This window comes from Amycolatopsis sp. NBC_00348, assembly GCF_036114655.1.
Taxonomy (GTDB): domain Bacteria; phylum Actinomycetota; class Actinomycetes; order Mycobacteriales; family Pseudonocardiaceae; genus Amycolatopsis.
The window spans coordinates 113650-128570 of the sequence record NZ_CP107994.1 but is presented as its reverse complement, the minus strand read 5'-3'; the positions used below and the strand labels follow the sequence as shown (position 1 = coordinate 128570).

At 71.1% G+C, this 14921-nt stretch carries 12 protein-coding genes; 5 read left to right on the top strand and 7 right to left on the bottom strand.

Features of this window, described 5'->3' with window-relative positions; translation table 11 throughout:
• The first annotated feature begins 39 nt into the window (after positions 1 to 39).
• Positions 40 to 2607, top strand: coding sequence for an aminopeptidase N (pepN, locus tag OHS58_RS00500; protein WP_326959249.1), 2568 nt, complete (start codon positions 40 to 42; stop codon positions 2605 to 2607).
• A 58-nt stretch (positions 2608 to 2665) separates the two neighbouring features.
• Here the strand turns inward: pepN and OHS58_RS00495 are convergent, their stop codons facing one another.
• Positions 2666 to 3157, bottom strand: a complete 492-nt coding sequence (locus OHS58_RS00495) for a DUF5130 family protein (RefSeq protein WP_326943441.1) — start codon at positions 3155 to 3157, stop codon at positions 2666 to 2668.
• Positions 3144 to 3401: an aa3-type cytochrome oxidase subunit CtaJ gene (gene ctaJ / locus OHS58_RS00490; protein ID WP_326943442.1), complete on the bottom strand. Its 258-nt coding sequence runs from the start codon at positions 3399 to 3401 to the stop codon at positions 3144 to 3146. Before ctaJ ends, OHS58_RS00495 begins: the two co-directional genes overlap by 14 nt.
• A 278-nt stretch (positions 3402 to 3679) precedes the next feature.
• Here ctaJ and OHS58_RS00485 point away from each other — a divergent pair, with 278 nt between their 5' ends.
• Positions 3680 to 4051, top strand: a complete 372-nt coding sequence (locus tag OHS58_RS00485; RefSeq protein WP_328646779.1) for a hypothetical protein — start codon at positions 3680 to 3682, stop codon at positions 4049 to 4051.
• Between the two features lie 102 nt (positions 4052 to 4153).
• Here OHS58_RS00485 and OHS58_RS00480 read toward each other — a convergent pair whose 3' ends face one another.
• Positions 4154 to 4651, bottom strand: a complete 498-nt coding sequence (locus OHS58_RS00480) for an HNH endonuclease (RefSeq protein WP_326943444.1) — start codon at positions 4649 to 4651, stop codon at positions 4154 to 4156.
• Positions 4652 to 5008: 357 nt separating this feature from the next.
• Here OHS58_RS00480 and OHS58_RS00475 point away from each other — a divergent pair, with 357 nt between their 5' ends.
• The 3 genes from OHS58_RS00475 to OHS58_RS00465 all read left to right on the top strand — a co-directional run bounded on the left by OHS58_RS00475 (position 5009) and on the right by OHS58_RS00465 (position 8215).
• Positions 5009 to 6016, top strand: a complete 1008-nt coding sequence (locus tag OHS58_RS00475; RefSeq protein WP_326943445.1) for a mechanosensitive ion channel family protein — start codon at positions 5009 to 5011, stop codon at positions 6014 to 6016.
• 190 nt (positions 6017 to 6206) lie between these two features.
• Positions 6207 to 6590: a globin gene (locus OHS58_RS00470; protein WP_326960134.1), complete on the top strand. Its 384-nt coding sequence runs from the start codon at positions 6207 to 6209 to the stop codon at positions 6588 to 6590.
• Positions 6590 to 8215: a glycoside hydrolase family 13 protein gene (locus OHS58_RS00465; RefSeq protein ID WP_326943446.1), complete on the top strand. Its 1626-nt coding sequence runs from the start codon at positions 6590 to 6592 to the stop codon at positions 8213 to 8215. Before OHS58_RS00470 ends, OHS58_RS00465 begins: the two co-directional genes overlap by 1 nt.
• A gap of 42 nt (positions 8216 to 8257) precedes the next feature.
• Here OHS58_RS00465 and OHS58_RS00460 read toward each other — a convergent pair whose 3' ends face one another.
• From OHS58_RS00460 to OHS58_RS00445, 4 genes are read right to left on the bottom strand one after another with little or no spacing between them, the layout of a single operon-like run.
• Positions 8258 to 8512: a hypothetical protein gene (locus OHS58_RS00460; protein WP_326943447.1), complete on the bottom strand. Its 255-nt coding sequence runs from the start codon at positions 8510 to 8512 to the stop codon at positions 8258 to 8260.
• A gap of 60 nt (positions 8513 to 8572) precedes the next feature.
• Positions 8573 to 9208, bottom strand: coding sequence for a hypothetical protein (locus OHS58_RS00455; RefSeq protein ID WP_326943448.1), 636 nt, complete (start codon positions 9206 to 9208; stop codon positions 8573 to 8575).
• A complete protein-coding gene (locus tag OHS58_RS00450) occupies positions 9201 to 9620 on the bottom strand; it encodes an acyl-CoA thioesterase (protein WP_328646778.1) in 420 nt (139 codons plus the stop codon). Before OHS58_RS00450 ends, OHS58_RS00455 begins: the two co-directional genes overlap by 8 nt.
• A complete protein-coding gene (locus tag OHS58_RS00445) occupies positions 9617 to 14608 on the bottom strand; it encodes an NAD-glutamate dehydrogenase (protein WP_326959238.1) in 4992 nt (1663 codons plus the stop codon). The genes OHS58_RS00450 and OHS58_RS00445 overlap by 4 nt, the downstream gene beginning before the upstream one ends.
• Positions 14609 to 14921: the final 313 nt, after the last annotated feature.

The following is a 14921-nucleotide window of genomic DNA, read 5'->3' as shown; positions in this document are numbered from 1 at the left end:
CGGGGAGCCTGAAAACCGATCCCACGACCAGAGGTGCCTGTGCCCGCCCCCAACCTGACCCGTGATCTCGCCAAGCTGCGCGCGGATCTGCTCGACGTCACCGGCTACGACATCGAGCTCGATCTGACCGACGGCCACGGCGGACCCGGGGAGAAGACCTTCGCGTCGAAGACGACCGTCCGGTTCGCGAGCGCCAAGGCCGGCGAACAGACCTGGGTCGACCTCGTCGCCGATCGCGTGCACTCCGCCACGCTGAACGGCGCGGACGTCGACATCAGCGCCTACGTCGAAGACCGGGGCATCGCGCTGGCGGACCTGGCCGAGACGAACGAGCTCACGGTCACCGCCGACTGCCGGTACATGAACACCGGTGAGGGCCTGCACCGGTTCGTCGACCCGGTCGACGACGGCGTCTACCTGTACACCCAGTTCGAGACGGCCGACGCCAAGCGGATGTTCGCCTGCTTCGACCAGCCCGACCTGAAGTCGGTCTACCGGCTCACCGTGGTGACGCCGAAGGACTGGAAGGTCGTCTCCAACACGCTCGCCGAGTCGGCCGAGGAGACGCCGGAAGGCGCCGTCCGGACCGTCTTCAAGGAGTCCGAGCGGCTCTCGACCTACCTGGTCGCGCTGATCGCCGGGCCGTACGCCGAGTGGCGCGACGAGTACACCGACGCCCACAAGACGATCCCGCTCGGCATCTACTGCCGCGCGTCGCTGGCCGAGCACATGGACGCCGAGCGCCTGTTCACCGAGACCAAGCAGGGCTTCGGCTTCTACCACGACAAGTTCGGCACGCCGTACCCGTTCTCCAAGTACGACCAGCTGTTCGTGCCGGAGTTCAACGCGGGCGCGATGGAGAACGCCGGCGCCGTCACCTTCCTCGAGGACTACGTCTTCCGCAGCCGCGTCACCCGCTACGCCTACGAGCGGCGCGCCGAGACGCTGCTGCACGAGATGGCGCACATGTGGTTCGGCGACCTCGTCACCATGCGCTGGTGGGACGACCTGTGGCTGAACGAGTCGTTCGCGACCTTCGCCAGCGTGCTCGCCCAGGCCGAGGCCACCGAGTACAAGAACGCGTGGACCAGCTTCGCGAACATCGAGAAGTCCTGGGCCTACCGCCAGGACCAGCTGCCCTCGACGCACCCGATCGCCGCCGACATCGTCGACCTGCACGCGGTCGAGGTGAACTTCGACGGCATCACCTACGCCAAGGGCGCGAGCGTGCTCAAGCAGCTCGTCGCCTACGTCGGCCTGGAGCACTTCCTCGACGGCCTGAAGGTCTACTTCGGCAAGCACGCCTGGGGCAACGCCACGCTGGCCGACCTGCTCGGCGCGCTGGAAGAGGCGTCCGGGCGCGACCTGTCGTGGTGGAGCGCGCAGTGGCTGGAGACCACCGGCCTGAACTCGCTGAGCCCGCGCTACGAGATCGGCGCGGACGGCACGTTCGCCTCGTTCGCCGTCGTGCAGTCCGGCGCCAAGCCGGGCGCCGGCGAGCTGCGCACGCACCGCGTCGCCGTGGGCATCTACGACGAGGACGGCAACGGCAAGATCGTCCGCACCCACCGCGTCGAGCTGGACGTCGACGGTGAGCGCACCGAGGTGCCCGACCTGGTCGGGCAGGCCGCGGGCAAGCTCGTGCTGGTCAACGACGACGACCTGACCTACTGCACGATGCGGCTCGACCCGGTGTCGCTGACCACGCTGATCGACCGCGTCGCCGACATCACCGAGCCGCTGCCGCGCACCCTGTGCTGGTCGGCGGCCTGGGAGATGACCCGCGAGGCCGAGCTGAAGGCCCGCGACTTCGTCACCCTGGTGCAGCGCGGCATCCACACCGAGAGCGAGGTCGGCGTCGTCCAGCGGCTGCTGCTGCAGGCCCAGACCGCGCTGAACTCCTACGCCGAGCAGGGCTGGGCGGCCAAGACCGGCTGGCCGGCGTTCACCGGCCGGCTGCTGGAGCTGGTCCGCGGCGCCGAGCCGGGCTCGGACCACCAGCTGGCGTTCGTGAACTCGCTGGCCGGTTCGGTGCTCGACGAGGCGACCCTCGCGGTGCTCGCCGGCTGGCTCGACGGCTCGGCCCCGCTGGAGGGCCTCAGCGTCGACACCGACCTGCGCTGGCGCCTGCTGCACGCGCTGGTCGCGCACGACAAGGCGGGCACCGCGGAGCTCGACGCCGAGCTGGCCCGCGACAACACCGCGACCGGGCGCCGCCAGGCCGAACGCGGCCGTGCGCTGCGTCCGGCGGCCGAGGCGAAGGCCGACGCGTGGGAGCGCGCGGTCCACGACGACGAGCTGACCAACGCCGTCAGCGACTCGCTCATCTCGGGCTTCTCGCACCCGGGGCAGAAGGCGCTGCTCGGCGCGTACGTCGGGAAGTACTTCGAGGTGATCGACGAGGTGTGGCAGCGTCGCTCCAGCGAGCGCGCGCAGCCGATCGCGATCGGGCTGTACCCGTCGTGGGCCGTGGAGCCGGCGACGGTGAAGGCGTCCGACAAGTGGCTGGAGACCGAGCACTCGCAGGCCCTGCGCCGGCTGGTCTCGGAAGGCCGCGCAGGCATCGTCCGGGCCCTCGCGGCCCGCGACTTCGACGCCCAGGCCTGAAAGCCCCACGTGAAAGGGCCCCGCACCGGGTGGTGCGGGGCCCTTTCGTACGTCTGGGTCAGCGGGGCGCGGGGCCCGCCTGGTCGGACAGCATGCGAAGCGCGTTCGCGAGGCCGTTGACCAGGCCGCGGACCAGGTCACCCTCCTTGAACGACGCCACCATGCTCGCGATCGCCAGCTTGGCGCCGCGGTCGGGCAGGCGGCTGAAGGCCGTCTTGCCCGTGACGATCTCGATCAGCCGCTCGCCGGGCGAGACCGCGATCAGGACCGAGTTGGCCGGGTTCGCCGTGGTGGCGTGCAGCCTCTCCGCCGTCGCGCGGCTGTCCTGGCCGCCCAGCTCGCCGAGGTACAGGCTGAAGTCCAGGCCGGTCTCCCGGCTCGCGAACGTCAGCGCCTCGTCCAGGCGGGCCAGCTGGCGGGTGGTGAACGGGCCGGCCGGCGCGGCGGGCTCGTACATCTTGGCGGCCGACACGCGGCCGCTGGACGTCAGCGCTTCGCCGTAGCCCAGTTCGGACTCGTCGACGCGCTTCGTCAGCTCACCAGTTGCCACGAGCGCCCCCTGCCGCGGTAGTGGCGCCTGCGGCGACCACGCTGTTCCCGGCACCCGCGTGCGCGTGCCCTTCACCGACCCCGTCGGGGTTGGCGCTCCACCACATGGCCGGGTACTCCCAAGCCTGGCCCGGCCGGTGCCGCGGGGCGCCACCGGACTTGCGCCGGAGCGTCAGCAGCCCGGCGAAGCCGTAGATGGCCAGCGGGATCACGGCGAAGACCACGATCGTCTCGACAACGTTCACGGCGCTGAGCGTATCGGATGACCTCCGCGACCACCGCGCGCGGCGCACTCGACCGTTCGTCGTAAGGCAGGCGCCGTCCGCCGCTTGGCGCGCGGGCACTGGAACGTTGGGGCGAAGACCGTCGGGCCGAAAGGTTGCAACTCAACGTACAGGCGGCCGCACCCGCCGCTGTCGTCTTGTCGTTGCCTTGAAATCCTCGTAGCTTTTTCACCTGTACGGGCCTTGCGCCCCGCTCCCCAGCCCCAGCAGGTCACGCACCGGTCCCAGGAGGCCTTGCCATGAACAGCGTCCACACCCCCGCACAGGCGATCACCGAGACCACCTCGTCACCCAGTGATATCGACTTCGTGCCCGGAACGCGTGTGACGGCGGGCACCAGGGTCACCCGGGGTACACGAGTCACCCGCGGCACGCGGGTCACGGCGGGGACACGCGTCACGATGGGCACCAGGGTGACAGCGGGCACACGGGTGACGCGGGGCACCCGGGTCACCCGCGGCACACGGGTCACGATGGGCACGCGGGTGACGGCCGGCACGCGCGTCACGCGCGGCACCCGTGTCACCCGGGGCACGCGCGTCACCCGGGGCACGCGCGTCACCATGGGCACCCGCGTCACCTGCCAGAGCGAGTTCGCGCTCGCCGCCTGAGTCCTTTCACCAGGGCGCTCGCCTTCCTGGACGCACCGCGCAAGCACCCGGCTCGCCCCGGCCGCCGCAAGGCAGCCGGGGCGCCGGCATGTCAGGGCCCGGTTAGGCGGCCGAACCCAAGTAAGGCCGCCAGAGCGGGTCGGCCTCCTTGGAGTGCGCGAGCAGGCGCCAGTGCGGGCCGTGCGGGGCCCGCGGGACGACGCGCAGCTTCCAGCCGATCTCCGAGAGCAGCCGGTCCGCTTTGCGGTGGTTGCACTTGGCGCAGCAGGCGACGCAGTTCGTCCAGCTGTGGGGTCCGCCACGGCTGCGCGGCTGGACGTGGTCGATCGTCTCGGCCCGCCCCCCGCAGTAGGCGCAGCGGTACCGGTCGCGGTGCATCAGCCCGGCCCTGGTCAGCGGCACCTTCGCGCGGTAGGGCACCCGCACGTAGGTGCTGAGCCGGATCACCGAGGGCACCGGCAGTGACAGCGTCGCGGCGTGGAGCTCGATGCCGCCGGGGTCGCCGTGCACCACTTCGGCCTTGCCGCACATGACCAGGACCACAGCGCGGCGCAGGGGCAGCGCGGTCAGGGGCTCGAAGGTCGCGTTGAGCAGGAGCACCCGGCGCCGGCCCCAGGACGGGGCCGCCGGGTCCCGGCCTCTACTACGCTGACCGGGCGGGCGGGTGGTTCCCCCTGGGCGGTTCCCCGGCCCGGCCGGGGCGGGTCCGCCGGATGCGGTTCCCCCCGGATAGGCGCGCAGGACCACCTCTGGCGTCTCTTCGGCCATGGCTTGGCCGGAGACGCCGCGGGGGCTGGGTTGTCGGTCTGGCACTCGACCACCTCCAGGGGCGTAGGCATAGTCGACCACAGAACAGGCCCCCAGCGCACGTGTGTTACAAGACGTGTCACATCCCCGCGACCCAACATCCACTCGAAGTTGGCGAAACCGACGAGATCGGAAGGATGATCAACCCCCGTGTCCCCCTTGCTCACCGCCGACCCGCCATGCATCAAGGACTCCAGCACCTTCTGTTCCCAGGTGTACGAGGTCACGAACAACGCGTGGCTGGCCGGTTCGGCGAACTGGCTCCTCACCAAGCCGCTGAAGATCCTGTTCATCCTCTTGATCGCGTTCGTGGTGCGCTTGCTGATCAAGCGGATGATCAACCGCGTCACGCGGCTGCCCCGCTCCGGCGGCAAGCTGCCGGCGCTGCTGCGCCCCCTGCGTGAACGCGCCCCCGAGGTGCTCGGCTCGGCCGTGATCGAACGCCGCCGCCAGCGCGCGCAGACCATCGGCTCGGTGCTGAAGTCGACGTCGACGTTCCTGATCTACGGGCTCGCGTTCATCCTCGTGCTGGGTGAGCTCGGCATCAACCTGGGCCCGATCATCGCCTCGGCCGGCATCATCGGCGTCGCGATCGGGTTCGGCGCGCAGAACCTCGTCAAGGACTTCCTGTCCGGCATCTTCATGATGGTCGAGGACCAGTACGGCGTCGGCGACGTCGTCGACATCGGCGAGGCGACCGGCACCGTCGAGGCCGTGGGCCTGCGGATCACCACGCTGCGCGACGTCAAGGGCACGGTCTGGTACGTCCGCAACGGCGAGGTCCTGCGCGTCGGCAACTCCAGCCAGGGCTTCGCGATCGCGCTCGTCGACGTCCCGCTCGGCTACTCGGCCGACGTCGAGCGCGCGTCCACGGTGCTCATGGCGGCCGCCTCCACGGCGACGTCGAGCGAGCTGCTGCGGGAGAACGTGCTCGAGCCGCCGGAGATGCTGGGGGTGGAGAGCGTCACCCCGGAGGGCATCCAGCTGCGCCTGACGGTGAAGGTCCGCCCGGGCAAGCAGTGGGCGGTCCAGCGGGCGTTGCGCGGCCAGCTCCTGGCGGCCCTGGAGGAAGCCGGCTTCGAGCCCCCGCTCGGCCGCCTGTTCCCGGCCAAGGCGGCGGCGACGGCGCTCGAGAACGGCCGCCGCCAGTCCGAGTAGCACCGGTCGTGAGTGCGTAACAGTGTTCTAACACTGTTACGCACTCACGACCCTCGGCCGGAGATGGTCGCGATGGGGTCGTCGGGACCGCCGCCGTTACGCTGGGAAACGGTTTTGCGACGGTTCGGAAGCAGCGGTACCGGGCGTCGGGAACCTTGGGCCGAAGGGCAAAATGGGAGGCGTGTCACCAGTGAGCGAACCGGCGAACCTGTACGAAGCGGTGGGCGGCGAACCCACGTTCCGCCGGATCGTCGGGCGGTTCTACGAGGAAGTCGCGCGGGACGAAATCCTGCGTCCGCTCTACCCGGAGGAGGACCTCGGCCCGGCCGAGGAACGCTTCCGGCTGTTCCTGATGCAGTACTGGGGCGGCCCGCACACCTACTCCGACCAGCGCGGGCACCCGCGGCTGCGGATGCGGCACGCGCCGTTCAAGATCGGGCCGATCGAGCGGGACGCCTGGCTGCGCTGCATCCGGATCGCCGTGGACGAGGAGAACCTCGACGAGCCCTACCGGCAGCAGCTGTGGGCCTACCTGGAGATGGCCGCGCACAGCATGATGAACAGCTTCGTCTGATGAGAGCCGAGCCGGAGGACGCCGAAACATCCGGGGCTTCGCCCCGGGCCGGGGGCTCCGCCACCCGGGGCCCCCGGAAAGCGCTCGAGTGGTGGCGGGAAGCCGTCTTCTACCAGGTCTACGTGCGCTCGTTCGCCGATTCGGACGGTGACGGCGTCGGCGACCTGGAGGGCATCCGGTCCCGGCTCGGTTACCTGGAGCTGCTGGGCGTCGACGCGCTGTGGCTGACGCCGTTCTACCGCTCCCCCATGGCCGACCACGGGTACGACATCGCCGATCCGCGCGACGTCGACCCGATGTTCGGCACCCTCGGCGACTTCGACGTCCTGCTGACCGAGGCGCACAAGCGCAAGATCAAGGTCACCGTCGACGTCGTGCCGAACCACACCAGCAACCAGCACGCCTGGTTCAAGTCGGCGATGGCGGCGGCGCCGGGCAGCCGCGAGCGCGAACGGTACGTATTCCGCGACGGCGTCGGCCCGCGCGGCGAGGACCCGCCGAACAACTGGGTCAGCGCGTTCGGCGGCCCGGCGTGGACCCGCGTGCCGGACGGCCAGTGGTACCTGCACCTGTTCGCGCCGCAGCAGCCCGACCTGAACTGGGCCAACCCTGAGGTCGCCGCCGACCTGGAACGCACCCTGCGGTTCTGGCTGGAACGCGGCGTGGACGGCTTCCGCATCGATGTCGCGCACGGCATGGCGAAGCCGCCGGGCCTGCCGGACATGGACCCGCGGGCCGGCGGGTTCACCCCGACCGACTACTACGACCCGCGCTGGGACTACGACGGCGTCCACGAGATCCACCAGATGATCCGCAAGGTGCTCGACGAGTTCCCGGAGACGATGGCCGTCGGCGAGATCTGGGTGACCGACGAGGAGCGCCTCTCGCGCTACCTGCGGCCCGACGAGCTGCACCTGGCGTTCAACTTCCGGCTGGTGCTGACCCACTTCGACGCCGACGCCATGCGCACGGCGATCCAGCGCTCCCTGACCGTGCCGGCGAAGGTCGGCGCGCCGGCGACGTGGACGCTGAGCAACCACGACGTCTGGCGCCAGGTCAGCCGCTACGGCGGCGGCGCACAGGGCGTGCGCCGCGCCCGGGCGATGGCGCTGGTCGAGCTGGCCCTGCCCGGCGCGGTCTACCTATACAACGGCGAAGAGCTGGGGCTGGCCAACGTCGACATCCCGGTTTCGGCCATCGCCGACCCGCGAGCGAAGACGAGCGGCGCGGAGTTCGGCCGCGACGTCTCCCGGGTACCACTGCCGTGGGAGGGCGACCTGCCACCGTTCGGCTTCTCCCGCAACCCGCGCACCTGGCTGCCGATGCCGGGCGACTGGGCCGAGCTGACGGTGGAGAAGCAGATAGAAGACGCCGATTCGACGCTCTCGCTGTACCGCCAAGCGATCGAGCTGCGCAAGACCCACACGGCCTTCGGCGGCGACGAACTGGAGTGGTACGGCGCGCCGGCGGGGTGTTTCGCGTTCCGCCGCCGGGGTGGTGGGCTGGTTTGTGCGCTGAACACGTCCGCCAGCCCCATCGCGCTGCCGCCGGGTGAGGTGCTGTTGTCGAGCAGTCCGCTGGTGGACGGAAAGCTCCCGGCCGACTCTGCGGCTTGGCTGGTCTGAGGCCGGTTCGCGGCTGGCTCGCCCTTGGCCGCCGGACCCGCACTAACCGGACTGGTCGCCCGAACCCGAGCCGTCGTCGAAGGCGCCGCTCGCCAGCCACGCCACCAAGGCCGCGGCCTGGAGGTAGGGCGCCGCCTGGGCAGCCGCCCGGCCCGCCGCACGCGTGCGGCCCCACCTCTCAGGTCTTTCGACGCCCTCGGGCGCCTTCTCACCCACCGGACGGTCGCGTCGCCACGGCGTTTCCTCGGCGCGGACACCGTCGAGGAAGTCCGCCGTGGGGTCGTCGTCCGGGGTCATGAGCCCCAGCGTGCCACCGCGGCCGGGTGATCGCCCGGCTCGCAAGGAATCCGTAAGGCTTCAGAACAGCAGCGGCAGCAGCGCGTGGCGGCGGCGCAAGATCGCGCCGTAGCGCGCGTCCAGGCGCAGCCACGAGTCCGTCGCCGTCACGCGGACGACGTCACCCTCGACGCCCGAGTCCACGAAACCCATGCCGGACAACGCGAACAGGCAGCGCATCTGGACCTTGACCTCCTGCGCGCCACCGCTGACGGTGAGCACCGCCTGGTCCATCAGCGACGCCGGCGGGTTGCCGTGCGGGCCCGCGTTGTCGCGGGCCAGCGTGACGCCCCGGTCGGCCAGCTCCGCGACGACGTGCGCGGGGAGCTCGTCGACCAGCGGCCAAGGGCCGCGCGGCGGCAGCTCGCCGTGCCAGAGCAGGTCGCGGGCCGGGCCCGGGTCCATCCGCGGCGCGCCCGCCACCGTGAGCGCGGCGAGCAGCTCGTTGCCGGACACCGTGACGTCGCCGGGGGTGACGTCGCCGGCCACCGCGCGGGTCGCCAGGCACTCGAACGGCGTCGCCGTCCAGGCCTCGACCACGCCGTCACCGCGCTGGCGCAGCCGGACGGCCGTCTGGCCGTCCAGCCGGACCGCGCGGGCGACGAACGCGCCGAGGGTCTCCCGGTCCGCCGCGTCCGGCACGAACAACTCAGGCATCCGCGAACCCCTGCTTCAGAAACTCCGACTCGGCCGGGGTGAGCCTACGCGGCCGCAACGCGACGGTGTCGTACGGCGCCAGCACCGTCTGCGCGGTGACCGCCACCGGGTCCGCCTCGGCCGGCCCGTTGTGCACCCGGTAGGCCAGCGTGAAGCTCGCCGCCTTCAGCTCGGCCAGGTCGATGTCGACGCGGAGCTCCTGCCCGGTCACCACGATCGGCGCTTTGTAGCCCACTTCGAGCTTGACCACGACGATGCCCTTCGGCAGCTGGTCCAGCCCGGCCGAGACGGCCCCCTCGAACAGCAGCGGGATACGGGCCTCTTCGAGCAGCGTCACCATCTTGGCGTGGTTGACGTGCCCGTAGACGTCCATGTCCGTCCAGCGCGGGCGGACCAGCGAAACGTAGGTCACCGCACCGTGCTCCGGATCTGGCGGGCCGCCACCGACAGCGTCGCCAGGTCGAGGCGGCCGGACTTGGTGATCTCGTCGAGCGCGACGCGCGCCCGCTGCAGCCGGGAGGCGTTGGTCTTCTCCCACTGCGCGATCTTGGCGTCCGCCGACGACCCGGGATCGCTGTGCCGCAACGCGTCGAGCGTGATCGCCCGCAGCGAGCCGTAGACGTCGTCGCGCAGCGAGAGCCGGGCGAGCGCGTGCCAGCGGTTGCCGCGTTCGAGCGCGCTGATCTCGGTGAGCATCTTGTCGACGTCCAGGTGCGCCGACAGCGCGTAGTACAGCTCCGCCGTCTCGGCCGGGCTGTGCGTCGCGTCGACGCCGATCTGCTGCTCGGCGAGCTCCGCGACCTCGGTGACGTCGAGCAGGCCGAACGTGTGCAGCAGCAGGGCGATCCGGCGGGCCAGCTCGGCCGGCACGTGCCCGGCGGTCAGCTCCGCCACCTTCGCCTGCACCGACTCGGCTTCCCGGCCGCGCAGCAGGTCGCCGAGCTTCGGCACCAGCTCGTTGAGGACCCGGCCGAAGCGGTTGATCTCCGCCAGCGGCGCCAGCGGCTGCGGCCGGTTGGTGAGGAACCAGCGCGCGGCCCGGTCGAGCAGCCGCCGCGTCTCCAGCGTCATCTCGTCGGCGACGTCGGTGTGCACGACGTTGTCCAGCGCGTCGATCGCGCTCCACAGCGACGGGAGGTCGAACACCCGCGACACGACGGCGTACGCGCGCACCGCGTCGGTCGCCGTCGCGTTCATCTCCTCCATCAGCCGGTAGACGAACGAGATGCCGCCGCCGTCGACGACCTCGTTCGCGATCAGCGTGGTGATGATCTGGCGGCGTAGCGGGTGTTCGCCGATCGCCGGCGCGAACCGCTCGCGCAACGGCTTCGGGAAGTACTCCGGCAGCCGGCCGGCGAAGACCTGCGAGTCGGGCAGGTCGCTGGCCAGCAGCTCGTCCTTCAGCTCCAGCTTGACGTGCGCGAGCAGCGTCGCCAGCTCCGGCGAGGTGAGGCCCTTGTCCGCCTTCTCCAGCTCGCGGAACTCCGAGTTGCTCGGCAGCGCCTCCAGCTTGCGGTCGAAGGCGCCCTCGGCGACCAGCGACGCGACGAGCCGCGCGTGCACCGAGACCATAGGCCCGGCGTGCGCCCGGCTGACGCCGAGCACCGCGTTCTGCCGGTAGTTGTCGGCCAGCACCAGCGCGCCGACCTCGTCGGTCATCTCCTCCAGCAGCGCGTTGCGCTGGGCCTGCTCGAGCTTCCCGGTCTGCACCAGGTGATCGAGCAGGATCTTGATGTTGACCTCGTGGTCGGAGCAGTCGACGCCGGCCGAGTTGTCCAGCGCGTCGGTGTTGATCTTGCCGCCCTCGCGGGCGAACTCGATCCGGCCGAGCTGGGTCAGGCCCAGGTTGCCGCCCTCGCCGAACACCTTGACGCGCAGCTGCTTGCCGTCGACGCGGATGGCGTCGTTGGCCTTGTCGCCGGCGTGGGCGTGGGTTTCGGTCTCCGCCTTGACGTAGGTGCCGATGCCGCCGTTCCACAGCAGTTCCACGGGCGCCAGCAGGATGGCCTGGATCAGGTCCATCGGCGCCAGCGCGGTGACGCTCGCGTCGAGGCCGAGCGCCTCGCGCACCTGCGGGCTGACCGGGATCGACTTGGCCGAGCGGGAGTAGATGCCGCCGCCCTCGCTGATCAGCGAGCGGTCGTAGTCGTCCCAGGAGCTGCGCGGCAGGTCGAACAGCCGGCGGCGCTCCGCGTAGGTCGCCGCCGCGTCCGGGATCGGGTCGAGGAAGACGTGCATGTGGTTGAACGCCGCGACCAGCCGGATGTGCTCGGACAGCAGCATGCCGTTGCCGAAGACGTCGCCCATCATGTCGCCGATGCCGACGACGGTGAAGTCCTCGGCCTGGGTGTCCTTGCCCAGCTCGCGGAAGTGCCGCTTGACGCTCTCCCAGGCACCCTTCGCCGTGATGCCCATGGCCTTGTGGTCGTAGCCGACCGAGCCACCGGAGGCGAAGGCGTCCCCGAGCCAGAAGCCGTACTGCGCCGACATCTCGTTGGCGATGTCGGAGAACTTCGCGGTGCCCTTGTCGGCCGCGACGACCAGGTAGGAGTCGTCGGCGTCGTGCCGGACGACGCCCGGCGCGGGCACGGTCTTGCCCTCGACGCGGTTGTCGGTCAGGTCGAGCAGGCCGGAGATGAACATGCGGTAGCAGGCGATGCCCTCGTTGAGCTGGGCGTCGCGGTCGATGCCGGAGTCGCCGGTCGGGACCGGCGGGCGCTTCACGACGAAGCCGCCCTTCGCGCCGACCGGCACGATGACGGCGTTCTTGACCGCCTGCGCCTTGACCAGCCCGAGGATCTCGGTGCGGAAGTCCTCACGCCGATCCGACCAGCGCAGGCCGCCGCGCGCGACCTCGCCGAAGCGCAGGTGCACGCCCTCGACGCGCGGCGAGTACACGAAGATCTCGAACCGCGGCCGCGGTTCGGGCAGGTCGGGCACGCCGCTCGGGTCGAGCTTGATCGCCAGGTACGGCCGCGGCGCGCCCTCGGCGTCGGTGACGTGGTAGCTCGTCCGCAGGGTGGCTCGGATGACGGCCATCAGCCGGCGCAGGATCCGGTCCTCGTCGAGGCTGGTGACCTCGTCGATCAGCGCGTTCAGCTCGCCGGCCAGGCCGTCGGTCGCGGCCTCGCGATCGGCGTCGGAGAGGAACGGGTCGAACCGGACCTCGAACAGCCGCAGCAGCTTCGTGGCGACCTCGGTGTGGGACAGCAGCGTGTTCTGGATGTAGTCCTGGGAGAACGCGCTGCCGGCCTGGCGCAGGTAGCGCGAGTACGCGCGCAGCACGGCGGCCTGGCGCCAGGTGAGCCCGCCGCGCAGGACGAGGCCGTTGAGGCCGTCGACCTCGGCGTCGCCGCGCCAGGCGGCCTCGAAGGCGTCCTGGAAGCGATCGCGCAGCTCGGCGACGGCGGCGTCGTCCGGCTGCTGGCCCAGCATCTTCTGGCTGATGCGCAGGCCGAAGTCGTAGATCCAGCACGGGCCGCCGTCTTCGCGGTGCAGCTCGTACGGCCGCTCGTCGACGACCTCGACGCCCATCGCCTGCAGCACCGGGAGGACCTTCGACAGCGTCACGCCCTCACCGCGCAGGAAGAGCTTGAACCGCCGCTCGCCGGGCTCGGCGTCGCCCGGCAGGTAGAACGACAGCGCGAGGTCGCCTTCGTCGGAGAGCGAGTCGAGGGCGCGCAGGTCGGAGAGGGCCTCCTCGGCGGAGAAGTCCTCCTTGTAGCCCTCGGGGAAGACGCCGGCGTAGCGCTGGCCCTGCTCGGTCGCCGACTCCTCGCCGAGGACCCCGACGGCGACGCCGCCGTCCGAACGCTCCCGGCGCTCGTCGAGGACCGCCTCGACCATCCGGTCGTCCCAGCTGCGGACGGCGTCGTTGAGCCGGTCCTGGATCCGCGGAGTGTCCGGCTCCTGGCCGCGCGCGGGATCGGTGTGGACCATGAAGTGCACCTGCGCCAGCACGGTTTCCCCGATGCGGGCGCTGTATTCGAGCTGGGTGCCTTCGAGCTCTTCGAGCAGGACTTCCTGCATCGCCAGCCGCGAGCGCGTCGTGTAGCGGTCCTGCGGGAGGTAGACGAGGCACGAGTAGAAGCGGCCGTACGGGTCGCGGCGCAGGAACAGCCGCAGCCGGCGGCGGTCGGACAGCGTGATCGCGCCGGTCGTCGTGGAGTACAGCGAGTCGGTGTCGGCGGAGAACAGGTCCGCGCGCGGCCAGTTCTGCAGCACCTCGAGCATCCGCTGGCCGGAGAACGACTCCATCGGGAACCCGGCGCGGTGGATGACCTCGCGGACGCGGTCGCAGACCACCGGGATGTCGAGGACGTTCTCGTGCAGCGCGGTGGTGGTGAACATGCCGAGGAAGCGGTGTTCGCCGGTGACGGTGCCCTCGGCGTCGAAGGTCTTCACGCCGACGTAGTACGGGTAGACCGGCCGGTGCACGGTCGACGGCGCACTCGCCTGCGTCAGCACCAGCAGCGACGGCGCGAGCGCGGTCGTCGAGCTGTCCGGGCCGGCGGTGAGGCCGCGCGCGGCCAGGCTGTCCTGGCGCAGCACGCCGAGGCCGGAGGCCAGCACCGCGCGCAGGGCCGGCTCGTCCGAGTCCGGGTGCGGGTTCTCGACCAGCTCGTAGCGGCGGTAGCCGAGGAACGTGAAGTGGCCGTCGGCCAGCCAGCGCAGCAGGCGGGCGCCTTCGGCGACCTCGGCCTGGGGCAGCTGCGGCGGGTCGGTCTCCAGCTCGCCGGCGAGCTGGCAGGCCGTCTGGGCCATCTTCTCGGCGTCCTCGACGACCTCGCGGACGTCGCCCAGCACGCTGGAGAGCCGGTTGTCGAGCTCGCGGGCCCGGTGCGGGTCGGTGACGAAGTCGATCTCGATGTACATCCACGACTCGGCGGCCGAGTTCGCGGGCGGCTGCGCCGGGTCCGCGTCCGGGTGCACTTCCAGCAGCTCACCGGTCAGGTCGCGGGTGACGACGACGATCGGGTGGACGATCCGCTGCACCTGCACGCCGTCGCGGGCGAACTCCGCGGCGATCGAGTCGACCAGGTAGGGCATGTCGTCGGTGACGACCTGCACGACGGTGGCCTCACGGGCCCAGCCGTCCTCGGCGACGGTCGGGTTCAGCAGCCGCACGGCGGGGCGGCCCGGCATCCGCTGCTGGGCCAGCTGCCGGTGCGAGCGGACCGCGCCGACCAGGTTGACCGGCTCGTCGCCGACGATCTCCTCGGCCGGGATGTGCCGGTAGTAGAGCCGGATGAGCTCGCCGATCTCCGGGGCCAGCCCGGCGGCGGCGTCGATCAGGTCGTCCCTGATCTGCTCCGGGCTGAGGGTGGAGCGCGGGGGACCGAACTCGGGTTCGGTGACGGCTCCGGTTCCGGGTGGGGACGAGACTCCGGTCGAGCTCATTCGAGGCAACTCTCCAAGATGCGTGGGTGACTCCGCGCCGGGTTCGGCGTTGAACGCCGGCCACCCCACACTAATCCGCCGGGCTGGAGGAACACACGAAGACCCGGAGCTTGCCGGGCGCCGGAAACCCTTATGGGCCTGCGGATTCGCGTGATCGGTCAAGCTACTGACGGGTTGTGTTGCGGGCCTTCCCGCGGCGCTGACCAGCCGCGCGCACCGGCCGGTGCGCAGCGCGGTGGCTACATGATCGGTTCAGCAGACCCGCGCGACGGAGGGTCCCGAGCCGCTCGGCGAGCGGTGACGGCCGGTCACC